24 protein-coding genes and 2 tRNA genes are annotated in these 22,753 nt (G+C 58.6%); 16 read left to right on the forward strand and 10 right to left on the reverse strand.

The window, feature by feature from the left end; genetic code table 11:
* Positions 1-90: 90 nt before the first annotated feature.
* Positions 91-741, forward strand: a complete 651-nt coding sequence (locus tag NLK60_RS02405) for a uracil-DNA glycosylase (RefSeq protein ID WP_254809311.1) — start codon at positions 91-93, stop codon at positions 739-741.
* 12 nt (positions 742-753) lie between these two features.
* Here NLK60_RS02405 and NLK60_RS02410 read toward each other — a convergent pair whose 3' ends face one another.
* Positions 754-969: a hypothetical protein gene (locus NLK60_RS02410; RefSeq protein ID WP_254809312.1), complete on the reverse strand. Its 216-nt coding sequence runs from the start codon at positions 967-969 to the stop codon at positions 754-756.
* Between the two features lie 235 nt (positions 970-1,204).
* Between NLK60_RS02410 and NLK60_RS02415 the strand changes: the two genes are divergently transcribed.
* Both NLK60_RS02415 and NLK60_RS02420 read left to right on the forward strand, forming a co-directional pair.
* On the forward strand, positions 1,205-1,957 hold the full coding sequence (locus tag NLK60_RS02415; RefSeq protein WP_254809313.1) for a hypothetical protein: 753 nt from the start codon (positions 1,205-1,207) through the stop codon (positions 1,955-1,957).
* Between the two features lie 53 nt (positions 1,958-2,010).
* A tRNA-Ser gene (locus NLK60_RS02420) sits at positions 2,011-2,092 on the forward strand.
* Here NLK60_RS02420 and NLK60_RS02425 read toward each other — a convergent pair.
* Positions 2,074-2,241 (reverse strand): hypothetical protein, encoded by a 168-nt coding sequence (locus tag NLK60_RS02425; RefSeq protein ID WP_254809314.1) that lies wholly within the window; start codon positions 2,239-2,241, stop codon positions 2,074-2,076. The genes NLK60_RS02420 and NLK60_RS02425 overlap by 19 nt on opposite strands.
* A gap of 230 nt (positions 2,242-2,471) precedes the next feature.
* Between NLK60_RS02425 and NLK60_RS02430 the strand changes: the two genes are divergently transcribed.
* Positions 2,472-3,653: an inorganic phosphate transporter gene (locus NLK60_RS02430; RefSeq protein WP_254809315.1), complete on the forward strand. Its 1,182-nt coding sequence runs from the start codon at positions 2,472-2,474 to the stop codon at positions 3,651-3,653.
* An 87-nt stretch (positions 3,654-3,740) separates the two neighbouring features.
* Here NLK60_RS02430 and NLK60_RS02435 read toward each other — a convergent pair whose 3' ends face one another.
* The 4 genes from NLK60_RS02435 to NLK60_RS02450 all read right to left on the reverse strand — a co-directional run bounded on the left by NLK60_RS02435 (position 3,741) and on the right by NLK60_RS02450 (position 6,827).
* On the reverse strand, positions 3,741-4,955 hold the full coding sequence (locus tag NLK60_RS02435) for a pyridoxal-phosphate-dependent aminotransferase family protein (RefSeq protein WP_254809316.1): 1,215 nt from the start codon (positions 4,953-4,955) through the stop codon (positions 3,741-3,743).
* A 76-nt stretch (positions 4,956-5,031) separates the two neighbouring features.
* Positions 5,032-5,769 (reverse strand): zinc metalloprotease, encoded by a 738-nt coding sequence (locus NLK60_RS02440; RefSeq protein WP_254809317.1) that lies wholly within the window; start codon positions 5,767-5,769, stop codon positions 5,032-5,034.
* Between the two features lie 227 nt (positions 5,770-5,996).
* Positions 5,997-6,302 carry a DUF7116 family protein gene (locus NLK60_RS02445; protein WP_254810526.1) on the reverse strand — a complete coding sequence of 102 codons (306 nt, stop codon included), beginning with the start codon at positions 6,300-6,302 and terminating at the stop codon, positions 5,997-5,999.
* A gap of 285 nt (positions 6,303-6,587) precedes the next feature.
* A complete protein-coding gene (locus tag NLK60_RS02450) occupies positions 6,588-6,827 on the reverse strand; it encodes a DUF5816 domain-containing protein (RefSeq protein WP_254809318.1) in 240 nt (79 codons plus the stop codon).
* Positions 6,828-6,904: 77 nt separating this feature from the next.
* Here NLK60_RS02450 and NLK60_RS02455 point away from each other — a divergent pair, with 77 nt between their 5' ends.
* Complete coding sequence (locus NLK60_RS02455; RefSeq protein ID WP_254809319.1) at positions 6,905-8,287, forward strand: bifunctional metallophosphatase/5'-nucleotidase; 1,383 nt, start codon at positions 6,905-6,907, stop codon at positions 8,285-8,287.
* A 35-nt stretch (positions 8,288-8,322) separates the two neighbouring features.
* A complete protein-coding gene (locus NLK60_RS02460) occupies positions 8,323-8,733 on the forward strand; it encodes a universal stress protein (RefSeq protein WP_254810527.1) in 411 nt (136 codons plus the stop codon).
* Between the two features lie 235 nt (positions 8,734-8,968).
* Here the strand turns inward: NLK60_RS02460 and NLK60_RS02465 are convergent, their stop codons facing one another.
* Complete coding sequence (locus NLK60_RS02465) at positions 8,969-9,961, reverse strand: mechanosensitive ion channel family protein (protein ID WP_254809320.1); 993 nt, start codon at positions 9,959-9,961, stop codon at positions 8,969-8,971.
* 137 nt (positions 9,962-10,098) lie between these two features.
* Between NLK60_RS02465 and trmB the strand changes: the two genes are divergently transcribed.
* The 5 genes from trmB to NLK60_RS02490 all read left to right on the forward strand — a co-directional run bounded on the left by trmB (position 10,099) and on the right by NLK60_RS02490 (position 14,545).
* Positions 10,099-11,160, forward strand: coding sequence for an HTH-type sugar sensing transcriptional regulator TrmB (gene trmB, locus NLK60_RS02470; protein WP_254809321.1), 1,062 nt, complete (start codon positions 10,099-10,101; stop codon positions 11,158-11,160).
* A 350-nt stretch (positions 11,161-11,510) separates the two neighbouring features.
* Positions 11,511-11,593 (forward strand) — tRNA-Leu (locus NLK60_RS02475).
* 214 nt (positions 11,594-11,807) lie between these two features.
* Entirely contained in the window at positions 11,808-12,629 is an 822-nt protein-coding gene (locus NLK60_RS02480) for an inositol monophosphatase family protein (RefSeq protein ID WP_254809322.1), read from the forward strand.
* Between the two features lie 129 nt (positions 12,630-12,758).
* Positions 12,759-13,235, forward strand: coding sequence for an Lrp/AsnC family transcriptional regulator (locus NLK60_RS02485; RefSeq protein ID WP_254809323.1), 477 nt, complete (start codon positions 12,759-12,761; stop codon positions 13,233-13,235).
* A 191-nt stretch (positions 13,236-13,426) separates the two neighbouring features.
* On the forward strand, positions 13,427-14,545 hold the full coding sequence (locus tag NLK60_RS02490; RefSeq protein ID WP_254809324.1) for a DUF63 family protein: 1,119 nt from the start codon (positions 13,427-13,429) through the stop codon (positions 14,543-14,545).
* 355 nt (positions 14,546-14,900) lie between these two features.
* On the opposite strand, the gene NLK60_RS02495 is transcribed toward NLK60_RS02490, so the two are convergent.
* Positions 14,901-15,695 (reverse strand): TrmB family transcriptional regulator, encoded by a 795-nt coding sequence (locus NLK60_RS02495; protein ID WP_254809325.1) that lies wholly within the window; start codon positions 15,693-15,695, stop codon positions 14,901-14,903.
* Between the two features lie 224 nt (positions 15,696-15,919).
* On the opposite strand from NLK60_RS02495, the gene NLK60_RS02500 reads away from it, so the two are divergent.
* Positions 15,920-16,777, forward strand: coding sequence for an NOP5/NOP56 family protein (locus tag NLK60_RS02500; RefSeq protein WP_254809326.1), 858 nt, complete (start codon positions 15,920-15,922; stop codon positions 16,775-16,777).
* Entirely contained in the window at positions 16,770-17,405 is a 636-nt protein-coding gene (locus NLK60_RS02505) for a fibrillarin-like rRNA/tRNA 2'-O-methyltransferase (protein ID WP_254809327.1), read from the forward strand. The genes NLK60_RS02500 and NLK60_RS02505 overlap by 8 nt, the downstream gene beginning before the upstream one ends.
* Here the strand turns inward: NLK60_RS02505 and NLK60_RS02510 are convergent, their stop codons facing one another.
* Positions 17,406-19,184, reverse strand: a complete 1,779-nt coding sequence (locus NLK60_RS02510; RefSeq protein WP_254809328.1) for an NAD(+)/NADH kinase — start codon at positions 19,182-19,184, stop codon at positions 17,406-17,408.
* A gap of 107 nt (positions 19,185-19,291) precedes the next feature.
* On the opposite strand from NLK60_RS02510, the gene NLK60_RS02515 reads away from it, so the two are divergent.
* From NLK60_RS02515 to NLK60_RS02525, 3 genes are all read left to right on the forward strand, one after another.
* On the forward strand, positions 19,292-20,374 hold the full coding sequence (locus tag NLK60_RS02515; protein WP_254809329.1) for a glutamate--cysteine ligase: 1,083 nt from the start codon (positions 19,292-19,294) through the stop codon (positions 20,372-20,374).
* Positions 20,375-20,461: 87 nt separating this feature from the next.
* On the forward strand, positions 20,462-21,187 hold the full coding sequence (locus NLK60_RS02520) for a helix-turn-helix domain-containing protein (protein ID WP_254809330.1): 726 nt from the start codon (positions 20,462-20,464) through the stop codon (positions 21,185-21,187).
* Positions 21,188-21,344: 157 nt separating this feature from the next.
* Complete coding sequence (locus tag NLK60_RS02525) at positions 21,345-21,764, forward strand: universal stress protein (protein WP_254809331.1); 420 nt, start codon at positions 21,345-21,347, stop codon at positions 21,762-21,764.
* Between the two features lie 12 nt (positions 21,765-21,776).
* Here NLK60_RS02525 and NLK60_RS02530 read toward each other — a convergent pair whose 3' ends face one another.
* Entirely contained in the window at positions 21,777-22,625 is an 849-nt protein-coding gene (locus NLK60_RS02530; RefSeq protein ID WP_254809332.1) for a hypothetical protein, read from the reverse strand.
* Positions 22,626-22,753 lie beyond the last annotated feature (128 nt).

Below are 22,753 nucleotides of genomic sequence, written 5' to 3' on the forward strand. Positions count from 1 at the left end.
AGGTCAGCAACCATCTCGGCTCCTCGAGACGCGTCCATTTCGGTTGCCCGAGACGCGTCGCTTTTGTCGATGGCACACCGAGAAATTAGCGTGGACGCAAATCAACTGTCGACGTCGAATCCGTTCGGGATGGACGAGGGGTGTACGAACTGTCCGAACCTCTGTGAACAACGGACACAGATCGTTCACGGTTACGGTGACGTCGCCGCTGACTTTCTGTTCGTCGGCGAACGCCCGTCGTCCCAGGCAGATACCATGGGGGTTCCATTTCTCACCGCTACCCCATCGGGTGATTCCGATCACGATAGTGGCCTCTTTCGGATCCTCCAGCGACTTGGTTTGTGCGCTCGAGAGAGCGACCCCGACTCGCCAGAACTGACGAACGTATACCTGACGAACCTGACTCGCTGTCGTGACCCGGAGCGACCACCGACCGACGACGAAATCGAAACGTGTGAACCGTACCTCAACGCCGAGATCCGGATGATCAATCCGGAGATTATCGTCCCGGTCGGGGCACGAGCCCTGAAAGAAATCGCGACAGAGTACACGACGAAGCGTGCCAGCGACCTCGATATCGAGCGCCATCATGCGACGACGATACGGGGCAGGGGTTTCGAACTGGTCCCCATGCTCGAGGTCGACCGACAGAGCGAGGAACAGACCCAGCAGTGGCTCGAGCACTTCGTCGAACTGATGGCGTCGGATTATCGCCAGACGAAGGGGCGACAGGAGCGGTGACGAGTTGTCAGATTACCAGTAAGGACTGCGGAGCCAGCGATCTGACCGTGCGCCGAGAACGAACAACACGAACACGAAGCCGAACGCGATTACAGCGGTAGCGACGCTCTCGAGGAGGAAACCGTCGTTCGCGCCGACGACGTAGGTGTCGACTATTGTCCAGAGGCCGGCCCCAACGAGGGCCGCCACAATCAGCGTTGTGCACAATCCGGCTATGACCCTGTTCATACGATATCCGATGGCGTCTGGGATTAAGATTGTACCGCAATTCTGGTCACATGGACGTTCCCAGTAGCTACCGCTTCCGTCTTGCTCTCGTTTACATCTCGTTCCAATTTCCGTCTTGCTCTCGTTTGCATCTCACTTACGTTTACCACGCCGTATGCTCGAGCCACGTCTTGTCCTCGAGAGACACCAGAACTGTCTCCGACGCGTTGAAGGCTCGAGGGAACCGAGACCAGGTATGCTCGTCGTCGTTCCCGTCGACCCCCCGCACGAATCGTTGGCTCCACCGACACTCACTGACGACCCGGCAAACGGCCTCTCGAAGGCGGAGTTTGTGACGCTGTACAGGGCAACGATTTCGGACGTAATCGCAGCCGTCGACTCGAGCGGCGGCGACCTGTTACTCAACGTTCGGGACGAACAGACCCTCCCCGAGGAAGCCCGTGATTCGATTGCCGACCCCAGGGGAGCGGTCCGCTCGCTTGCCGAACAGCGGCTGGGGACGGATGCCGATATCCGCATCGAACCACAGGTCGGGTCGACGCGTTCGGCCCGAATCGGCAACACGGTCACGCACTTGCTCGAGCGCGAAGAGGTAAACAGTGTCGGGGTACTTGATCCGATGGCCGCCCTCGTCGGTCGTCCACAGATCGACGGTGTGGCGATGTCGTTGCGACGAAACGAGATCGTTCTCGGCCCCGCACAGGCCGGGCAAGTGTATCTGGCGGCGTTCACCGACCCAATCGACTTCACTGATGTCTTCGATGCGTCGAGATCGCCAATCGAGGTTCTCTCGAGTCGCGGCGTTGGGGCCGATCTGGGTGTTGGGTTCGCGCCGCGTGTTCCCCTCGCCTCCGATGCACAGGGCCTGGGAACGACGATTGCAGAGGTCCGTGCCCTCGAGTCGGCAGGGCGGGCGATTCCACAGGCGACAACAGCCGTTATCGAGGAGTTGGGTCTCGAGACCGGAGCCGATGGGACGCTCCGCTGATAATCGCCCGAGACCGACAACGCTTTTAAATTCCGACGTAAAGATTCACTCGAGGTGAGGTGGCAGAGCGGCCTAACGCGCCTGCCTTGAAAGCAGGTGGCGCAAGCCTCATGGGTTCAAATCCCATCCTCACCGCTTCTACGACGAACAGATGTGAGGAGCGAAGCGTGAACAGGGATCTGAATCAGGGAAGCCGCCCACAGCGAGAGCGCGGTCGCCTCGAGACCGCGATTGCGAACGCCGAAGCCGTGAGCGAGCACGTCCGACCGTGGTTCAAATCCCATCCTCACCGTTTTCTCGAGCCTGGCAATAGATCAGACCCGGAAAAACCTCGATGGATTTGAACGAGTTATAGCCGCAATCCAGCTAAAAACAGTGTCGATTGCGTCCGCGAGAGCCGGCCGCTGTCTGGTCATCACGGCTGTGGATTCGGACCCGACTTCCAGCAGGTGTCGAATTCTCCGCTCACTCTCTTACAGAATGTATTTCAGTCGCCTTATCCTACGTTCCGCCGATGGTAGAGACGCTTTTGATTATCGGCGTAATCGCATCGATATTTGTAGGATTCAATATCGGTGGGTCGTCGACCGGAATCACCTGGGGCCCTTCGGTTGGGGCTGGAATCGTCAAGAAAACGACTGCAGCGGCGGTAATGACGGTCTTCGTTTTCCTGGGTGGGATAACGGTTGGACAAAACGTGATGGATACCCTCAGCGGCGAAATTATTACAACCGAACTCACGTTGTCTGCGGGTGTGGCCGTACTCTTCTTTATCGGCCTCGGCATTCTTGTCGCGAACGTTTTCGGCGTTCCGGTTCCCACATCGATGACGACCGTCGGTGCCATCGCCGGGCTTGGACTTGCCACGGGAACGCTAAATTACGAAACGATTGCGGAAATCGTTATCTGGTGGATCGTTACACCGGTTATCGGATTCTGGGTCGGAGGGGTTATCGGACGCTACATTTATCCGTGGGTCAATCGTCGAGTGGACATCAAAAAGTCCGATGGGCCACTCCTGACACTAAACCGAGATGGAGGGGTTCCGTCACCGAAATTAGGCCCAAACACGACTGTACAGGAACTTGGCACCACAGTGGTTGTCCTCCTTATCGGCTGTTATATGGCTTTCAGTGCCGGCGCGAGCAACGTTCCAAACGCCGCTGCGCCACTGGTTGGCCAAGCCGGCCTCGAGGTGACCGATGCCGTAATTCTCGCCACCGTCGCCATCGGACTCGGCGGATTTACCATCGCTCGCCGAACGATGGACTCTGTGGGTGGAGAACTGAGTGACATCCCGCTCCTGGCAGCGCTTTTCGTCATGGTGACCGCATCGACGATCACGACGATTCTGTCCTGGATGGGAATCCCGATCAGTCTCGTGATGGGGACCGTGATGACGATCGTGGGAATTGGGTGGGGGCGAGCAACTCGGCCGATAACCGTTCGCGAAGCAGTTACTCGCGATAGCGATATTACCGACAAACGGATCGAACTGGGTGCAATCGTCACCGAGGAAGAAGAGGATGAAGACGCACCGGCTATCGGGGAACCGGAAACTGAAGCGGTCCTTCACGGGAGCGATCTCTTCAATCCTCGTGCGATAATTAAGTACGTCTCGATGTGGGTTATCGGGCCTTCGATGTCCACGCTTTTGGCATACGGCTTCTTCACCGTCTTGCCTGGTGTTGCCTGACTGATCCCAATCAGTTCTGCGTGTTTTTACGGCTCCTGAAGCCGACGACCAGCCGGTCAAAACCACAGGGCAGCGAGTGAAATCTCGTTACAGCGATCGCAGCGCCCGGCGACAGGCAGCGACGCCAGCGTCAGGGTCCACGTCGGCTCCGTGGACCTCGAGTGAGTCACCGAGTGCCGTCACGACGAGCAATACGTTTTCGGGGCGAGCAGAGTGGCCCATGCAGCCGATGCGGAAGATCTCGCCGGCGAGGTCGCCCAGGCCGCTCGCGATCTCGAGGTCGTAGCGCTCGAGCAGGTCGGCACAGATGTCACCATCGTCGACGCCGTCGGGAACGCGGACGGCGTTGAGACTCGGGAGCCAGTAGGCTTCGGGGGCGTTCATCTCGAGGCCCATTCCCTCCATCCCGGCTTTGAGTGACCCGGCAAGTTCTCGGTGGCGTTCCCATCGCGCCTCGATGCCCTCTTCGGCGACGAGTCGGAGCGCTTCGCGAATTGCATAGACGTTCGTAATCGGAGCTGTGTGGTGGTACGATCGGTCCGAACCCCAGTATCCCTCGAGGAGGGATAAATCGAGGTACCACGAGCGAGGGTCGGTGTCTCGGCTGAGTACTTTTTCCATCGCCTCGTCAGAAAGGGTGAGCGGGCTTGCGCCGGGCGGACAGGAGAGGCACTTCTGCGGTCCGGAGTAGGCCACGTCGATGCCCCATTCGTCGACACGAAGCTCGACACCGCCGAGTGAGGTGACGGTGTCGGCGATCACGAGCGCATCGTGATCGTGGGCGGCGGCGGTCAGTTTGGGTACGTCAGGCTGGACGACCCCGGTGCTGGTCTCGGCGTGGATGAACCCGAACACGTCGGGGTCGTGTTCGGCGAGTGCATCGGCCACGTCGTCCGGATCGAGCGGTTCTCCCCACGGGGCGTCGACCGTGACGACGGTGCCGCCGGCCCGTTCGGCCATGGAGGCCATCCGGCCGCCGAAGTAACCGTTCGTCGGAACGAGCATCGTGTCTCCGGGCTCGACGACGTTACCGATGGCGGCTTCCATCGAGGCTGATCCGGTTCCTGAGACCGGAATCGTCCACTGGTTATCGGTGCGGAACGTATAGCGTAGCAGGTCCTGCACATCGTTCATAATCTCGATGAACGAGGGGTCCAGGTGACCGACGAGAGGGGTGCTCATCGCCCGCAACACGCGCGGGTTGACGTCGCTGGGACCAGGTCCCATGAGGGTCCGATTCGGTGGCGTGAGTTCGCCGACGTCCGGCGCGGTCTCGAGTGTTTGCTCCTCTGAAGATGCCATAATCTGTGTCGAGTAGGCACAACCAAAAACGTTGAGTTGTCCGAAGAGGGTAGCTGGGCACTTTTCGCCGGTATCCTCACGGACGCAGGCCACCCGCGTAGTCGGTGAGCCGCTCGAGGGCACAGTCGGAAAATCGATGTGAGAGCAATCGCCCGGTGTCTCGGTCGGTCGGATAAGTCGTTCCGCAGCGACAACTCGTGGCGTCGAACTCGTCGTCCCAGGCGTAGGCGCTGACCATCGGGGTGACGGCAGTTTTCCCATCGTGACGCTCGATGTGACCGTGTTCGTGTCGCAACCCGAGCGTGTGCCCAACCTCGTGCAGCAAAATTTGTGCAGTGAGTGCCGGTCTGGTGTAGCCGTCGTAGCCGTCGAAATCGGTGGGTACGTCGAGGGAGGCAAGGTGGCGAGCACCCCCAACCGAGGCCACGTGGGGAATCGCATAGCCGGTCGGTGCCGTCGACATCTGTCCATCCGTGATGAGGACATTGACGTCTCGAGCGGGGTTCGCGTCGCCCATCCCCGTGACGCCAGCACCCACGGTGAACGGCCAGCGACCGGTTCGAACGGGGTCTGCGCCGTCCTCTGTCGGGGTCGAGACGATGCCCCCCATCGAGACGTCGACCGACCAGAACGGGTACTCGAGGGCACCTTCGAGATAGGCGCTAACGCGACTCTCAATACCCGGATAGTCGCTGGCACCCTCGGACAGAAAGAACCGAACCTCGAGTTTCGAGACTGGTTCTCGGGTGGTGTAATGGAGGGTTCCGAGCGAGCTCACGGCCCCGAGTGTGCCGAGAAACGTTCGTCGCTTCACACCCGCTGTCTCGAGTGTGGGCCCCAGAACGTTCGGCTGTACATACACACCGATTAATATCGGTAGCCTCTGGCGTCGGACAGTGCGTCGATGGCCGCATATTCGTGGGCAACGAGAAGTGAACAGCTGGCCAATGAGGGGGAAAACACATCCCGTCCAGTATGGCTATCGCTTTCGGCAGGATAGCTGTGACTCTCAGCAGGGTGATTGTCCCGAAAAGGGTGGGTTTACACCGTTACCGATGGCCCTGGCGGAGCGCGCTCGACCTGATACTCCTCCCCGTCGACGACGATGATCGCCCACTCATACGCGGGATTGTGGCGTGTAAGTCGGTTCTCGAGTTCGTCGGCGTCGTCCGGTTGGGCGACGAAACAGTGGAACTGTCCGTCACCCCGGGGAAGCTCGTTCATATCGTATACCGTGTTGACGTGGACGACTTTCCACGCACGTTCGGCTCGGAATTCCGGTCCGTTGCCCTCGACTGTGTAGCCGAGTTCAGCGAAAATCGACCTGGCCTGCTCGACGAGTCGCATGTTAACAGGACCCATTCACCTAATCATACTCTGGACACCATGATAAAGCTTTGCACAGTATGGGTGATCGATACATTGGTGAGCGATAGAAGTGCGGACGTTCAGCAAAAATAGACCATGATATCGGACAAGCGTAGTTTTTCGATCGGTCTCGAGCGCCCATCTGTGCTCGAGGTTTGTCCCCATCGGTCGTTCGTACGGTCGGTTGTTGTCTCTTCTCGGTAACCGACCACCCAATATAGCGATTACCGGTGAATAGGTACAACCGACCGTATCAGCGGGCAGCTATTCGTGGGCCGCATCCCACTCGGTTGGTTTCCGGAGGTTGCCACACTGATTGCACAGGATTCGGCCCATGGGGTCCATCGCGTTATCTATGCGTTCACAGTTCGAGCAGAACCAGCCATAACGGCGCTCTCGATCACGTGTTTCGTAGGCGATCAAAAACGGTCCCTTCGATCCACGGTCACCGTCTGCCCTCGAGACGTACACTGTCTTTCCATCATCAACACCGACAGCTTCCATGCGAGAGACTACGTTTGCACACACTTTAGGTTCGCGAACCGACGAAGCCAAGGCAGTGGTGTCCAAATTCACACCGAATGCCGCCCCGGCTCCTCCACTATTCGGACGTCGAAAACGCCTGTGACAATCCGTCAGTGATCGGTCGACTCGCGCGGACGATCGCCCGACATCGAGATGACCACACGCTCGTCGTGGGGACGGGTGACAACACCTCGCCGGGTGTTCTCCCGCTGGTCACCGAAGGGAGACAGGCACTCCGATTTTACCAGGCTATCGACCCCGACTTCGAAACCTTCGGAAACCACGATTTCGACCACGGCCTCGAGGCCACTCGGGACATCGTCAGTGAATCACCACAGACCTGGCTCACGGCCAACGTGAACCAGAACGGAGATCGTTTCGCCGCTGAAAGCGGTGTCCAACCCTGGGCCGTCCGCGAAGTAGCCGGCACTCGTCTCGGCTTTACGGGCGTGACGACACCCCGGACGGTCTCGCTCAATCCAGTGGCAGCGCCACTCGAGATCGATGACCCAGTCGAGTCCGTTCGCGATGCACTGGCTGCACTAACGGACGAAGGCGTCGACTATACTGTCGTCTGTTCACATCTCGGTCGTGGCGACGACGAGCTCGCTCGGGCGGTCGATGCCGACGTGATCGTTGGCGGGCACGTGCCGAGCGTCAGAGCCGAAATTATCGATGGAACCCTCCTCACGAGGCCGGGTGACGGTGGATCGGCCATCGTCGAAGTGACGTTCGAGGAGGAAACACCCAGCGCGACAATTCGTCGAACCTCGAGCGTCGAACCCGACCCAACGGTGGTGACGGCGTTCGAGAAGTTGTTCAAAAAAACGGGGCTCGACGAAGTCGTTTCCCATACGGAGATACCGCTCGACCGCTCGGAAACGACTATCTTCGGTGGCGAGTGCAGACTTGGGAATTTCGTCACCGACGCCTACCGGTGGAAAACCGGTGCTGACGTCGCGCTCCAGAACAGCGGTGGCCTGCGAACGGGCCAGACGCTCGAGGGTGCGGTGACCGCGGCGGACGTCATCAGCCTCGTCCCATTCGAAGAACCCGTTGCCGTCGCCGAGGTAACGGGTCGACAACTCGAGCGGATCTTCGACGGTGGGGCCGGGATCGATCTCGGCTTTGCTGAACCAGACTGGTGGCACGCTCAGGTGAGCGGAGCAACCCTCGAGTGGGATCCGCGAGACCACGCTGTTTCGGTACTCGAGGTTGACGGTGAACCGCTCGACCCTGACGGGCGCTACCAACTCGCAACGTCCGATTACCTGTTCCATACGGACGACGAATTTGCCGCGCTGGAACCGACCTACCGAATCGAACGAACCGTCGAGACCCAGTACGAGGTGCTCCTCGAGTATGCTCGCCATTGTGGCATCGAAACCGAGAGGCAGGGGCGAGTTCGACGGCTCGAGGACATCGAATCGGCAGAGTGAAACGTTTACCAGTACCGGTCGCGTTACTCTCGATGATGACGTTGGTTGTGGTCCCAGTTCGATATCCTTTGACGAACCACTCGAGACGTACCCTCGAGGCGGCGATAGAGGTCGCTCGAGATCGGAATGCGACGCTTTCTGTGTTACATATCAATCTGTATCAGAACGGGAAAACAGTGACACGAACGGATCTCAAAGCGGCGGTTGAACGCCAGTTTGGTCGCCTCGAGAACGCGAGATACGTCGTCCGACCGGGATTTCTGGTCGAAGAGAGTATCCTGGACGAAGTGGCTGCCGAGGGAGCCGACGTGGTCGTTATCGGTACGCGACAGGCGAGTCGCTGGCGACGGCTGTTTCAACGTCTCTCCGACAACCCCGATATCGAACAGTATCTCCGCCGGCATCTGGATTGTGAGTTGTTGACGGTCGAAGAGGCACTCGCGTAAAACAGGACTAAAGCACGTTCGACAACGGGTTTCCTATTAGAATAGCGGTCTAACAGTGCTGTTGTTTGTCCTGAACCACAGATCCACATCTCATACAAATTCACTCCTTAAAGCGTATTATTCGGTATCTTTTCGATAGTGTTTTCACTCACTCGGTTTTCCGCTCACTGCCTGTGGCTCACTCGCTATGGCCCCGAAAACTTCCTCTCGAGCCGAGTGCCGTCGAACATCTCCGTTATTCGTCGTCGGCATCTGCTACCTGCTCATGGGTTGGGTTGGAGTCTGCCTCGACAGCCATCGACGGCGTGCCCTGGGTGCTGATCTGTGCCGTTCCGCTCGTGTTGTCGAACACGTGATGGGTATGTGGATACGCAAATTCGATTCCTTCCTCCAGAAACCGTTCGCGGATACGACGGTGGACGGCTGAACGAACGACGGTTAGCTTGTATGGATGTTTCACCCAGAACCGGACCTGTAGCAAAATACCACTATCCGCGTACTCGAGAACGTCACACTTCGGCCCGGCAGCATACCGTGCACTGCCGATACGAATGTCCGGCCCGCCACTGATGACGTTCTCGACCTTGCGAGTTGCCCGTTCGGCGACGTGAATCGCCCGCTCGAGGTCACTTTCGTAGGTAATTTCCATTCGGACGTCGACGCGGGTTCGTTCGTCCTCCGCAGAGTAGTTAATAACGTCGCGTTCGTGGATCTCGGCGTTCGGAATGACGATAAACGTATTCTCGAGGGTGAATATTTTCGTATACCGAATCGTGATGTCCTCGACGAAACCGCGGTGGCCTTCGTCGGCGACTTCGATCATATCTCCGATCTCGTAGGGTCGGTCAGCGAGGATGAAAATGCCGTTGATAAAACTGCCGACCAGCGGTGCCAGAACGATGGCGACGACGGCCGAAATAACGGTCACCGAGAGTAAGATTTCGTATCCGCCCAGTCCAAGGATACTAGCGGCCAACAGGACAGCCATTGCGATGACCGAAAGCCGAACGCCGCGAAGCACCGTTCTGGTCACACTGGGTCGCTCGATATGTTGGGCGACGGTGCGACCGGTGATTCGAACGACGAGTTTCGAAACGTACCAGCCGATGAGCACGATGAGAATAGCCAACCCGATATCGACAACGGGGCCAGGAATCGAACCGGGAAGAATCGAACGGACCTCTTGCCCGATAACGGATTCGTTACCAGCCGTCACGTTGTCGGTCATACCATCACTGTCTGGGTGGTGGTGGTTAAGGGTTCTGACCATCGCTGTCCAGTCCACACCTGATAACTGTGTTCCATAATGGGATACTACTCGAAACATAATAAATGATTTAGCGATAGCTCCCTAACCGGCCACATATGGCAACAGACGAGTTGCGTTCGACCGTCGAGCGCGTCGGTGACCGGTTCAATCTCGGCGAGTACGAGATTGATGCGTATCTGACGGTGCTCGCTCACGGGCAACTCACCGCGAGCGAAATCGCTGATAGAACCGACATTCCACAACCACGGGTGTACGACACCGTTCGCAGTCTGAGCGACCGCGGACTGGTGGAACTCCGGGAATCCCGCCCCATGAAAATCGTCGCTATCGATCCGGGGGAAGCCTTCGACGACGTTCAGGACGCCCTGACGGAGATGATCGACGAACTCGAGGCACGGTACACCGCTCCCGCGAGAGAAACCGAGGCGGTCTCACTGGTGAAATCTCGTTCGACTATTCTTCGCTATCTCGAGGAGATCATCGAAGGTGCCGAGTACGAACTGGCGCTCTCACTGACACCCGATCTCCTGGTTCGTTTTCGGGAGCAACTCGAGGCGGCGACGAAAAACAACGTCAGCGTGGATCTGATCGTGACGCCGGCATCGGAAGCCCCCAGCCCCGAGGAGTTCGATTACCTGTCGGTGGCGACGACTGCGCGCGCACGTCGAGGTATCACGACGCCCGTGATCGCCGTTGCGGATGGAAACTATTCGATGTACGCGACACAGAACGCGCTTCGAGACGACCAGGACCGATACGGCGTCATATTCAATCGCTCTGCGCTCGGATTCCTCGTTTCGGGCTTCTTCGGAACGGTGTTGTGGACCACAGCGGAACGGACCCTCGGCGAAAATGGGGTGGGTCGTCCATACCCCCGCAAGTACGCTTCTATTCGCCGCTGTGTCAAAGATCTGATCGAGAGCGGCGGTGATGCCTACGCGACTATCGCTGGACGTGACGTCGAACAGGGCGGCTCACGGGTCGTCCAGGGCCGCGTCGTGGATGTCTCCTTCGAAATGAGTGAGGAAGTCGCCTCGATTACGCTCGAGACCGACAGCGGGACCGTGACCGTTGGTGGCCGTGTCGCCGCCATCGAGGACATCGAAGCCCACGAAATCCTCATCGGGAAACACGAACCGCCAGCGCTCGAGGAATAAGCACACCGAGTTCACTCCCGAACATGACGCTGCGACATCAACACAGGAACAGACTTATCACGGTGTCGTCTCGAGACCCACAAAATGCGCTATCCTGACGGTTCCTGTCGCGAGTGTGGGACACGTCTATTTGCCCATATCGATGGCGGCGTGCAGTGTCACAACTGCGGGCATCGAAGGCTTGCGAGTGATAGCGAGCGGCCTGTCGAGGATCGTTCACAGCATTGAGGGGGATTTCACTAGAGCGTGGACGTTTGTGGCACCTGGCTCGCAGTTTCGGTGTCGCTCGAGAGAGCCCGTGAGGAAAATCGCAGGGTATTCAAACCACACCTGCATATCTACGGGTGCGTGCGAGGGTAGCCAAGCGGCCAACGGCGGCGGACTCAAGATCCGCTCTCGTAGGAGTTCGTGGGTTCGATTCCCTCCCCTCGCATCGTAGCACAGCGCATGCACGCGCTGGGCGAACATGCGGAAGGTCCTGCAGTAGCGATCTTCCCTCGCAAAGATTCTGCGGTGAACCAATCTCACGAGTTACCAGTGTCTACCCAACCGACGTCTAAAGTTCTCAGTGTCCGCTACGTCGGTCGACCCCGATGGGACGAGCGAAACCGCCATCTCTTTGCCCGGTGGGTCATCGAATACCATCAATGACAATTCACGACGCGACTCCCGAATCGGGGACGCCGAGACACCGTTCGATGGCGGCTGCTCGAGCGGCCCAGGCTGGTGCTTCGGTTGCACTCGAGGCGTTTCGAACGGAGATTCCGGTCGAGACGAAAGGTGGGAAAACAGACGTCGTCACGCAGGCTGACCGTGACGCCCAGCGAGCAGTCATCGAGGTGCTCCGTGAGTGGTATCCGGAGGACCCGATCGTCGGCGAGGAAGACGACGAGCGAAAAACCGTTCCAGCAGAGGGACCGGCATGGATCATCGACCCTATCGATGGGACGAGCAACTTCGTCAGGGGAATGCGAACCTTCGGAACTGCTGTCGCCGCCGTCATTGACGGCGAACCCGTCGGATCGGCAGTCGTGTTGCCGGCGCTGGAAGACACCTATCGTGCGGGCCCGGCTGGCGTGACGAGAAACGGCGAACCAGTTTCGGTGAGCCGGCGAACGGACCCGGAAACCTGTGCGGTCTGTCCGACGATCTGGTGGGATTTCGACGAACGCGACCAGTACGCCCGTGCTGCTCAGGCTATCGTCGAACGCTTTGGCGACTTACGCCGGTTCGGGTGTGCACAGGCAGTATTGTCGAACGTGGCCGAGGGGGCACTCGATGGCGTGTTGACGAACGTGCGAGCGAATCCGTGGGACTCCGTCGCCGGCGTCCATCTCGTTCGAACGGCGGGCGGGACGGTGACCGACCTCCAGGGGGAGCCCTGGCGATATGATTCGACGGGACTCGTCGTCTCCAACGGTGAAATACACGAAGACGTGTTGGCTGCTGCCCAGGAAATCGACGGCTGATAGCGTTCGTTGGCGTTTCACCCTCACTCGAGGTGGGTTCTTCGGACACAAGTGCTGCAACACGAACCGTTTCTGGGCTGCGGCCGATGAGTACAGAAGTATTTTGAGGCATCTCCACGCAAAATCGATATGGAACTCGATGACACGGACCGGGAAATTCTTCGGTTGCTCCAGGAAAACGCCCGGATCCCGTTTAGCGAAATCGCCAGACAGATTGAGATGTCGAGTGCGACGGTCCACGACCGGGTCAACCGAATGGAGTCCGCCGGCGTCATCACGGGATATCATGCACAGGTCGACCCGAAAGCAATCGGTCTCGGTATCTCTGCAATCGTCGGATTACGGGTCGAACAGGGTCGAGAGCAGGATACGCTCGAGCGTCTAACCGACATTCCTGGCGTGCAGGAGGTCCATCTCACGACCGGCGAGTGGGACGTCATGATGCGCGTCTATGCCGACGATGCCGACGCACTTCGGGAACTCATGTTCGATCAGATCGCCCAGATGGATGGATTCTCTCGTTCTCAGACGATGGTTATTCTCGGGACGACCTACGAGAACGAGGTGTTGCCAGTCGGAACGGACGACGAACCGTTCGAAGCCTGAGGGTTCACGATCTGTTCAAAAAGGTTGATACGGACCCTACGACGGGGGTATTATCCGCTCGAGCAGGGAGTTCGTTTTTTCGATCGTTCCGGATTCGGGTGTTTTTGTCTGGTACCTTCGGAAATTTCTCGCGGCGTGCTGACTCGAAGAAACCGGAAGCGGTAAGCGATAACCCGAGAGGAATGTAGGGTATGGAAGCGTACATCGAACGCTACGGTGCGGGTCGGGTCTGGCTCGCGGTCGTCGGTGCCCTCGCGACGGCGGTCGTACTCGCCGCTATCGCCTTCCCAGAGCGGGTATACCGTGACATCATCTGGCAGTATTACTGGGGACCGGTCGTTGCAGACGCCCAGAACTACTCGTGTATCGCGTGGAACGATGGCACAGAGGTACCTTGTGGGCCGGATACGACTGGTCCTGAAGCCAGCCCCGGATACACATGGCAGTCGTATGCTGGCTACATCCCGACGCTGATAATCATGCTGGTTGGCATCATCATTTTGCTCCAGCGGCTAGCCATCGACCGCTTTCGAGCCGCGTTTTACGGACTCTTTCCGTTCATGCTGTTCGGTGGGGCACTCCGAACGGTCGAAGACGCAAACGTCCGCTCGCTGGTCGAAACCGGTGAGGTCGCTATTGCACTTCCCTGGGTTGCGCTCTTGATCAGCCCCTTTATTTACGGCACGGTGTTCGTGATCGCCCTCGTCGCACTCGTGATTTCCATCTGGTTAGATCGGAACGACTACGTCTCGGGATACGAGTACCCCCTGGCGGGGATCGGTACCGTCGCGCTGGCAGTTACGCTCGTCTATCTGGGCTACTTCGCTGCCACACACGAGACAGCAGGATTCTATCCTGCGATCTCGATCATCACGCTCGTCGGTGCGACAGTCATTACCGCAGTGACCTACGTCGCTATCGATCGCTTCGCGCCGTCGCTACACGAGGGGACGAAGTATATGGGTGCGGTGGTTATCTGGGCACACAGCGTAGACGGCATCGCGAACGTCATCGGCCTCGACTGGGCCTCGTCGTTCGGACTCGAGGGCTACAGCCCAAAACACCCGGTGAACGAGTGGATCGTTAACACGACGGGGTCCGTCCTCCCGCAGTCGGTCGCCGAGATTACTGGGGTCGCCTGGCCGTTCCTGTTCGTCAAAGTCGCGGCAGCCGTCTTTATTCTCTGGGTGTTCGATAAGGCGATCTTCGAGGAAAGCCCGATGTACGCTATTCTGTTGCTGATAACCGTGGTCGCCGTCGGCCTCGGGCCAGGAACGCGTGATATGCTTCGTGCAACCTTCGGGATCTGATCCAGCTCTCGCTCGTTTTATACTATAGTAGCTATTGAAAGTCAGTGCACACCATATCGTAAGCGGGCGTCGGGATAGGTGTGTACATCGTTTCAATTGCTACTATACCGTCGGACAGATACTTTGATATACTGTCACCGGGACCGGCCTCCGGTAAATCTAGCAACCGTTCTGTCCGACGGTATATATCGGACTGATTCGTGGACCTATCGAAACACTCGAGTAGGGACAACTCCGCTCGAGGGGGTCAGGACGCGGACGAACCGCTAACAGCCCTCTCGAGCATGCAGTTACCGCTTCGAGTAATATCCTGGAACCGGTCCAAACGCTAGTCGAGATGCCGTTTCTTCTCACTTCAAATCGCGTTCATTGGCCCCGACCGTCGCCAGATTTCATCGAAACTCGAGGCGAGATCTTTGGCTATCGTTTCGTCTCGGAAATTGATAACGGCGAGCAGTTCGTCGGCGTGAATTGGGTTTTGCATCTCGAGACAGACTTCGGTTTCATCGATAACGATGAATCGCTCCGCAGGAACCACATCTGCCTGTCGGACACGGACGCCAGCCTGGATGAGTTGCTGTAATTTCCCGGTGTCATCAGCGAGTTCGGCCCCCAACAGTTGGACGTCACAGTCAGCACGCGCCTGCTCGTCCAGTCGTTTGACGACCGAATCTCGGATATCCGGCCCGAGTTCGATGTCGTCGACGAGAATTCGAATCGAGTGACTCGCGGAATCGAATCGCTCGAGTAAGAGGTCTCTGGCGGCCTCGTCGTGAAACGCGCTGGTGGCAAACTGGTCGACGGCCCCCCGTTCGTCAAGCTCGGTCAGTGTTTGTCGAGCGCTCGAGGCAGTCTGTTCGTACGCACTGCGTTTGGTCTCGAGTTCGGTCGTTCGACGCTCGAGGAGACGGTCGATTGCAACCGATGGCTGGACGTGGGTATAGGTGCGCGGACGACCGTCGTCCGACCTGATCAGTGACCGGTCGTCGAGTGAGTTGAGTACGTCGTAGATTCGACCCAGCGGGACATCGGCTTCGGTCGCAACATCGTCGGCAGTCATGACGCCGTTTTCAACGAGTGCCACGTACGCCCGCGCCTCGTAACTCGAGAGTCCAAGGGATGTTAATTTGTCGACGTAATCGGCGTCCATATCCCAGCTCACGGTGGGTGTGATCAATTACCTTGGGATTTCTCTCGGCAAAATCATCCGCCATCAACAGTTATCGTTGTAAGTAAACTATCTATCTGCAAGTGAGTACAGTGCTGGATTCAAGTATGCGATAATTGTTTGGGATGGTAATGGGTCAACACCGATTCCCCTTGCTCGTCGAGCTGGATTGAAAGAGTTAATCGGCGTCGGTAGCAAGAGCACCTATGAGTGGTGATGGGTGGTTCGCCGGGACACAGGACGAGCGCCTCGAGCGAATTCGCCATGGATCGGCCGCCAAGCCAGCTAATTGGCCGACATTAGCTGTCGAATCGGCAAGCGATATCGAAGACGAGACGACGTATTACGACCGGCTCCACGAGGCAACCGTTTCCGCGACCCGCGCGGCAGTCCAGACTCGCGAACGAGCCGACGACAACCAACTGATTCACGCAATCAGATCGCTCGAGGATTGCCGTCGCACGGCGAACGAACTGGCCGAACGGCTGTCTGAGTGGGGTGGAACGGTCGATCCGGAGGCTGGAGCTGGCATCGACTACGCGAAGCAACTGGTCGAAGAGCCACCAGCCGATGGGCCGGAACCGATGCTATCGCTTGCAGGGCGCGTCGTCGACCTGGCCCACCAGGCCGAGGAGCTTGAAGCGTACGTCGAACGGCAAGCACCGGTGGTCGCACCGAACCTCTCTGCACTCGCCGGACCCGTCCTCGCCGCGAGACTCCTGTCACTTACAGGCAGTCTCGAGTCCCTCGCGAAGAAACCCAGTGGGACCGTGCAGGTTCTCGGCGCCGAAGAGGCGCTGTTCGCCCACCTCAGAGGCCACGCCCCGTCCCCCAAACACGGAATCATTTTCACTCACGAAGCGGTTCGTGGGACGCGTCTGGAAGACCGTGGATCGGCGGCTCGAGCCCTCGCCGGGAAACTCGCTATCGCTGCGCGCATCGACCACTACTCGGGTGAGTACCGTCCCGAACTTGAGGCGGAATTCGAGGAACGGATGGCGACGATTCGCGCTCGAGCGGACGAAGGCGACGATAAAACCGAAAATGGTGATTCTCATGCCTGAGCTGCCAGCAGGCGTCGAGCGTCGCTCGTTCGATGGTGTCGAACGACTCGCGACGCGGGGTGAACCCGTGTATGGGGAACCGACTGCGGACGGGTGGCGTGCCTGGAACCCCGACCGGTCGAAACTCGGTGCCATGTTCGAACTCGGCATGGATACCGGGCTCGAGGGAGGCGAAACCGTCCTCTACCTCGGAGCGGCCAACGGCACGACCGTGAGTCACGTGGCGGACTTTGCCGGTCCGACCTACGCGGTCGAGTTCTCTCCGCGTCCGACGCGGGACTTGCTGGAAGTTGCCGAACGTCGCTCGCGACTGTTCCCGTTGCTCAAAGACGCCAGAAAGCCCGACACCTACGCTCACATCGTTGAGGCAGACGTCGACGTCATCGTCCAGGACGTCGCGACCCGTGGACAGGCCGACGTCGCCCTGCGGAACCGCAAATTCCTGGCCGAGGACGGTCGGCTGTTGCTCGCAATAAAAGCGAGAAGTGAAGACGTAACGGCGTCCCCAGAAAACGTCTTCTCTGCGGTTCGTGAGTCACTCGAGTCAGGCTACGAAATCCTCGATTCGCGGCGACTCGAGCCCCACCACACTGACCACCTGGGCATCGTTGCTCGCCCTCTCGAGTAATCACTCTCGAGAGTCGACGACGGCCGCGTCGAGGTGTGACTGTAACGCCGGATGAAGCACCCCGTTCGAACCGAGGAGTTCTTTTCGCGTGTCCATCTCGAGGTCGAACTCGAACGGGTTGCCGCGAGCATCGGTGATACGTGCGCCGGCCGCACGAGCGATGACGAGGCCGGCGGCGACGTCCCACGGGTAGGTGTCGAACTCCCAGACGGCATCGGCGCTACCGCGGGCGAGATAACAGAGATTCAACGCCGCGGCACCCAGTCGGCGGACGCCTCGAGTTTCCTGATAGAAGTTCGCCAGAAACGAGCCGTCCGGGTCGTAACCGGACAGAAGCATGCTCTCCGGGAGGCGGTTCCGATCGGTCGTTGCAATCTGCCTGCCGTTTTGCCAGGCGGTTCCACCTTCGACGGCAGCGAATAACTCGTCTGTTTCTGGGACGTAAACCACTCCGAGGGTGGGTGTTCCTGAAACGACCAGTCCGATCGAGATGGCGTAATTCGGATTTCCGTGTGCAAAGTTTCCGGTCCCATCCAGTGGGTCGATGACCCAGGTGTATGGAGTTCCGGACGCTCGATGGCCGCTTTCTTCCGAAAAGAGGCTGTGGTCGGGGAACTCGGCCCTAATAGCCGTCGTGATGATCCTATCTGCCTGCCGGTCGGCTTCCGTGATGATGTTCGCTTTGTCCGTTTTGAAGCCGACCGATTCCACCTGTCCGTGGAGTTCGCGTAAGGGTTCGCCAGCGCTGTGAGCCGCCTCGATGGCTATCTCGAGGGCATCGTCGATGGCAAAATCGGTCGGAAACGATGTTCGATCGAGCCCTGCCGTCATAGCGTCGACGTTGGGAACACCGCTACGGCTCGTTCCGTTCGGCTGAGCACGACTCGGTCGAATCCGGGGGACGTCAGCACGTAAGGGCCGCCCTTCGTCCGACCGAACGTCCCAGCCGAGTTTCTTCGTGATTGCCGTGAAGAAATGGTCGTCGTAACTGGTTCGGACGACGTAAGCCGGCGTTTCAGCTCCTGTGATCAGTACTTCTTCGTCTTCATTGACGGCCGTGTGAACGCGACCGCCGTCGACTTGCAACGTGGCGGGACCTTCCGTGTATATCCGGAGTTCCGTCGACGGTGCCATAACGACCGGCCGCACACCGAGTTGATGGGTGTGCAGTGGAACCAGCTGAATCGAGTGGTTGTTAACCGGATAGTGAATCGGCCCGTTGGCCGAGAGTGAAATTCCGGTCGACCCGGTGGGCGTCGAAACGGCCAGTCCGGTCCCTTCGAACTCCCCGACGTACTCGTCGTTGGCGAACACGTCGAGACGGGTTATCTTCCGGTCGATCGGGTTCTCCGGCGGCGCGTGCTCGAGCATGATCTCGTTGATCCCCGTCGCCTCGAGCCCGTCGGTTTCGACGCGAACTTGCTGGCGATTGTCGACAGCTGCACGGCCACGAAGGGCTTCTTCGAGTGCTGCCTCGAGGTCTTCCGGTTCGACGCGAGCCAGAAACGAGAGCGTGCCCGTATTGATGCCCAGAACTGGAACCCCGCGCGGAGCGAACGTCTTGATGCCCTCGAAAAACGTCCCGTCACCACCGATTGTCAGGCCGAGCGTTGCCGTCCCCTCCTCGTAGACGTGTCCAATATCCGTACCGACGTCGACTGCTGACACCGAGAGATCGTATGCGGATGCAATGGTCTCCAGTCGGTCGAGCACGTCCTCGCTGCCTGGGCTGACGACGGCGATCAGTTCCTCTGTCGTCGCCAATCTTCGGCCGTGCATTTGTGTCGAACTATCTTCGGGCTCACCGTATAAATCCACCTCGACACGCCGACACCTGCCTGCCGACTCCAAACCCTATTTAGTATCCGGGATACAATCCCCGAGCGATGGAACGGGGCTCGCGCGAATCGTTTACGCGAATGGGAACGCTGGGAATCGAAGAGGAGTGTTTCGTCGTCGACGAGCGTGGGCGCCCGACGAGCGGTACGGATGCACTCGTATACGACCACGAACCTCCTGCTATTCTCGACGAACGACTCGATCACGAGCTGTTTAAATGCGTTATCGAGACCCAGACGCCCTTGATCGAACGGCCGAGCGACGCCGAGTCCGCTCTGCTCGAGGTCCGAAACGCGCTGCTCGAACACGCACAGCGTCACGGATACGGAATTGCCGCAGCGGGCTTGCACCCGCTGGCTCGCTGGCGTGAACTCGAGCATGCCGAAAAATCGCGATACCGATCACAGCTCGACCGCATTCAGTATCCACAGCACAGAAACACGACGGCAGGGGTGCACGTCCACGTCGGTGTCGATGACGCGGATAAGGCTGTCTGGATCGCCAACGAACTTCGGTGGTTCGTCCCGATTATGCTCGCGCTGTCGGTGAACTCGCCGTTCTGGAACGGATTCGATACCGGGTTGCAGTCCGCACGCGCAAAACTGTTCGAAGGGCTGCCGAACACCGGGATGCCGACGTACTTCGAGGACTTCGAAGCGTTCGACCGGTTCGAACGACGGATGATCGATACCGGTTCGATCGAAGACCGCGGAGAACTCTGGTACGACGTCCGCCCGCACACGGGCCACGGGACGGTGGAGGTTCGAACACCAGACGGACAGGCAGATCCCGACATCGTGATGGCGTTCGTCGAATACACCCACGCACTCGTCACGGACCTCGCTGCCGCTTACGAGGACGGTGAGTCGCCACACGAGCACCGACGGGAACTGCTCGACGAAAACAAGTGGCGAGCTATCCGACACGGTCACGAGGCTCACTTTATCGACCGTGATCTCGAGGGAACCGTCTCCCTTGGGGAGGTCGTCGAACGGGAATGTGACCGGCTGGATATCGATGGTATTCGAGATATCTACGAGCGTGAAAGCGGGGCCACACAACAGCGGCGGGTACTTTCGAACGGCGGCGTTGATGCTCTCTGTGCGTCGCTGTTGCTCGATTCGTCGTAGTCTCGAGTCGCTATGGGATGAAGGATACATCGTCGTGCTCACAAAGGTTTAACTCCGCGGCTAACTTTGTCCTATACGAGAGGACACATGCCTGCTGATGAAAACGATGAGCCCCGGGTGCCGACGGACGATACCGACGCTCATCACGACGACGGAGCAACGGGAGATCCTGCAGAGAGCGATTCTAGCGAAGGCGGAGACGGTGAAGGGGCCTTCGATGACGGTACACTCGAGAGCGAGTCCGGAGTCGAAGGTATCGGCTCTCTGGACCAATCCGGCGGGAAACGAGTGAACGTCAGTGCAGAGGATATTGATCAGCGAATCGTCGATCTGCTCTCGTGGATTCTCGATACAGAAACGCGAGCGAAAATATACGTGCACCTGCTAGCCCAGCCGGGGAGTACGTCAGAGGAGATCGCCCACGGAACCGGTTTGTACCCGAGCACGGTTCGAGAAGCCCTGGCTGAACTCCACGAGGAAGAGCGAGTTACCCGACGCAAGCGGGCGAGTGAAGGCGCTGGTAACAACCCGTACGAGTATCGGGCGATTCAACCCAGCGAACTCGTCGGCGGCGTCGTCGATCAGGTCCAACACGAGCTGAACACGATTTTCACGCTCGATCGGCTGTTCGACCGTGAGGACGAACCGACAATCGATGCCGATGTCGAGCCAGTGACTATCGTGGTCAACGACGAGTCGATGGAGTCCGACGCGGACGACGAAGCCGACGACCTCGAGGCCGACTCCAGTGACGAGTCACTCGAAGATGGTGATAGCGACGAAGACGGGACATCGAGTTCGTCTGCCGAATAGTAACCGGTCTGGTTAACATGGCAGTGTACCGTGGCGAGTCGTTCCCAACGAAATACGTGCTCGATGATGGCGCTGATCGTGTCGGCCGCCCATAACAGTTATGTGATATTCCATTTCCGACAACAACACTATTGGTTCTCACATCGTACGTTCCGTCATGGTATCACGTGTCCTGGTCCCAGTCGACGGTTCCGAGATGGGAGAACACGCCCTCGAGTACGCACTCGAGGTATTCCCGGACGGCGACATCACTGTCCTGCACGTCGTTGGTGGGCCGTCACCGATGTGGGGTGAAGCAGCGGGGCTCGCATTGGCAGACGATATTCAAGAGAAAGCAAACGAACTCGCAGCGTCAGCGTTTGAACGTGCTGAGGAAATCGCCGCTGAAAACGATCAGGAGATTTCGACCACCGTCCAACTCGGACACCCAGCACGGGTGATTGTGAATCGAGCCGAAGACTACGATACCGTCGTTATCGGCGCTCACGGTGGCACGTTAGCTGATCGACTCATCGTTGGAAACGTCGCAGAAACGGTTTTCCGTCGCTCGCCCGTGCCGGTTATCGTCGTTCGGTAAGAGGAGTGATTGTCACTTTTCTTTAGTATCTCTGTCGTCTTTAGAACCTTCGTTATCCGTGTCTTCGCCCCCATCGTCTTCGTCGTCCGTCTGCTCGACCGACTCTTCGATCAGTTCGGCAACTTGGTCCTCTCGAGGGCGTCGTTCGACCCGTTCTTCGACTGATTCGACTTGTTCCTGGACCGCACTCACCTGTTTCTCGACTGTCTCACCAACCGTTTCTTCGACGGTTTCGCTGACCGTTTCCTCGACGGTTTCACTAACCGTTTCCTCGACACGCGGTCCAATCTCTTTTTCGACGGTTTCTTCGACCTTCTCACCGACTGTCTTCTCCACGGTTTCGCCGACGGTCTTTTCGACCGTCTCTCCAACCTTTTCGTCGACCGTTTCCTCGACCTTCTCACCGACTGTCTTTTCCACGGTTTCACCGACCGTTTTCTCAACCGTCTCCTCCACGGTTTCGCCAACCGTTTTCTCTACGGTTTCACCAACCGTCTTCTCCATGGTCTCATCAACCGTCTTCTCCATGGCTTCACCGACGGTCTTTTCGACGGTTTCTCCAACCCTCTCATCGACCGTCTTCTCCACGGTTTCACCGACTGTTTTCTCGACGCTCTCACCAACCTTTTCATCGACTGTCTTTTCGACCGATTCGCCGACAGTTTCTTCGACCACTCGAGTCATCCACTCGGGATCGAATCGGGCCATCTTCCAGAGCACGTGAACCAGATACGCGGAGAACACACCAATCCCGAACGCGACACCGATCTGGGCATCGAAACCGGCGATGAGCGCGATAGCAGCAAAAATCAAGATACCGTAGGCGATATCCACGATGGCATCGACGTGTGTGGCTCTCATCGAGGGTCACCACACTCGAGAGACTCTGTCGTTCGTTTAGCCAGTACGACCGATCCCGACTGTCCACCGGTTCGCCGCTCGCTGACGGCACATCTCACTCGTCGATACATACTGATCGAAGAGAGGGC

It is taken from the genome of Natronosalvus amylolyticus, from assembly GCF_024298845.1.
GTDB classification, from domain to species: Archaea; Halobacteriota; Halobacteria; order Halobacteriales; family Natrialbaceae; genus Natronosalvus; species Natronosalvus amylolyticus.

Excerpts from the sequence above, each read along its gene's own strand:
- NLK60_RS02515 (WP_254809329.1), top strand. The coding sequence starts at position 19,292 with ATGGAACGGGGCTCGCGCGAATCGTTTACGCGAATGGGAACGCTGGGA.
- NLK60_RS02450 (WP_254809318.1), bottom strand. The coding sequence starts at position 6,827 with ATGGAAGCTGTCGGTGTTGATGATGGAAAGACAGTGTACGTCTCGAGG.
- NLK60_RS02425 (WP_254809314.1), bottom strand. The coding sequence starts at position 2,241 with ATGGGATTTGAACCACGGTCGGACGTGCTCGCTCACGGCTTCGGCGTT.
- NLK60_RS02510 (WP_254809328.1), bottom strand. The coding sequence starts at position 19,184 with ATGCACGGCCGAAGATTGGCGACGACAGAGGAACTGATCGCCGTCGTC.
- NLK60_RS02410 (WP_254809312.1), bottom strand. The coding sequence starts at position 969 with ATGAACAGGGTCATAGCCGGATTGTGCACAACGCTGATTGTGGCGGCC.
- NLK60_RS02465 (WP_254809320.1), bottom strand. The coding sequence starts at position 9,961 with ATGACCGACAACGTGACGGCTGGTAACGAATCCGTTATCGGGCAAGAG.
- NLK60_RS02505 (WP_254809327.1), top strand. The coding sequence starts at position 16,770 with ATGCCTGAGCTGCCAGCAGGCGTCGAGCGTCGCTCGTTCGATGGTGTC.
- NLK60_RS02445 (WP_254810526.1), bottom strand. The coding sequence starts at position 6,302 with ATGCGACTCGTCGAGCAGGCCAGGTCGATTTTCGCTGAACTCGGCTAC.
- NLK60_RS02460 (WP_254810527.1), top strand. The coding sequence starts at position 8,323 with ATGACGTTGGTTGTGGTCCCAGTTCGATATCCTTTGACGAACCACTCG.
- NLK60_RS02495 (WP_254809325.1), bottom strand. The coding sequence starts at position 15,695 with ATGGACGCCGATTACGTCGACAAATTAACATCCCTTGGACTCTCGAGT.
- NLK60_RS02530 (WP_254809332.1), bottom strand. The coding sequence starts at position 22,625 with ATGAGAGCCACACACGTCGATGCCATCGTGGATATCGCCTACGGTATC.
- NLK60_RS02455 (WP_254809319.1), top strand. The coding sequence starts at position 6,905 with ATGCCGCCCCGGCTCCTCCACTATTCGGACGTCGAAAACGCCTGTGAC.
- NLK60_RS02480 (WP_254809322.1), top strand. The coding sequence starts at position 11,808 with ATGACAATTCACGACGCGACTCCCGAATCGGGGACGCCGAGACACCGT.
- NLK60_RS02430 (WP_254809315.1), top strand. The coding sequence starts at position 2,472 with ATGGTAGAGACGCTTTTGATTATCGGCGTAATCGCATCGATATTTGTA.
- NLK60_RS02485 (WP_254809323.1), top strand. The coding sequence starts at position 12,759 with ATGGAACTCGATGACACGGACCGGGAAATTCTTCGGTTGCTCCAGGAA.
- NLK60_RS02525 (WP_254809331.1), top strand. The coding sequence starts at position 21,345 with ATGGTATCACGTGTCCTGGTCCCAGTCGACGGTTCCGAGATGGGAGAA.
- NLK60_RS02435 (WP_254809316.1), bottom strand. The coding sequence starts at position 4,955 with ATGGCATCTTCAGAGGAGCAAACACTCGAGACCGCGCCGGACGTCGGC.
- NLK60_RS02490 (WP_254809324.1), top strand. The coding sequence starts at position 13,427 with ATGGAAGCGTACATCGAACGCTACGGTGCGGGTCGGGTCTGGCTCGCG.
- NLK60_RS02500 (WP_254809326.1), top strand. The coding sequence starts at position 15,920 with ATGAGTGGTGATGGGTGGTTCGCCGGGACACAGGACGAGCGCCTCGAG.
- trmB (WP_254809321.1), top strand. The coding sequence starts at position 10,099 with ATGGCAACAGACGAGTTGCGTTCGACCGTCGAGCGCGTCGGTGACCGG.
- NLK60_RS02520 (WP_254809330.1), top strand. The coding sequence starts at position 20,462 with ATGCCTGCTGATGAAAACGATGAGCCCCGGGTGCCGACGGACGATACC.
- NLK60_RS02415 (WP_254809313.1), top strand. The coding sequence starts at position 1,205 with ATGCTCGTCGTCGTTCCCGTCGACCCCCCGCACGAATCGTTGGCTCCA.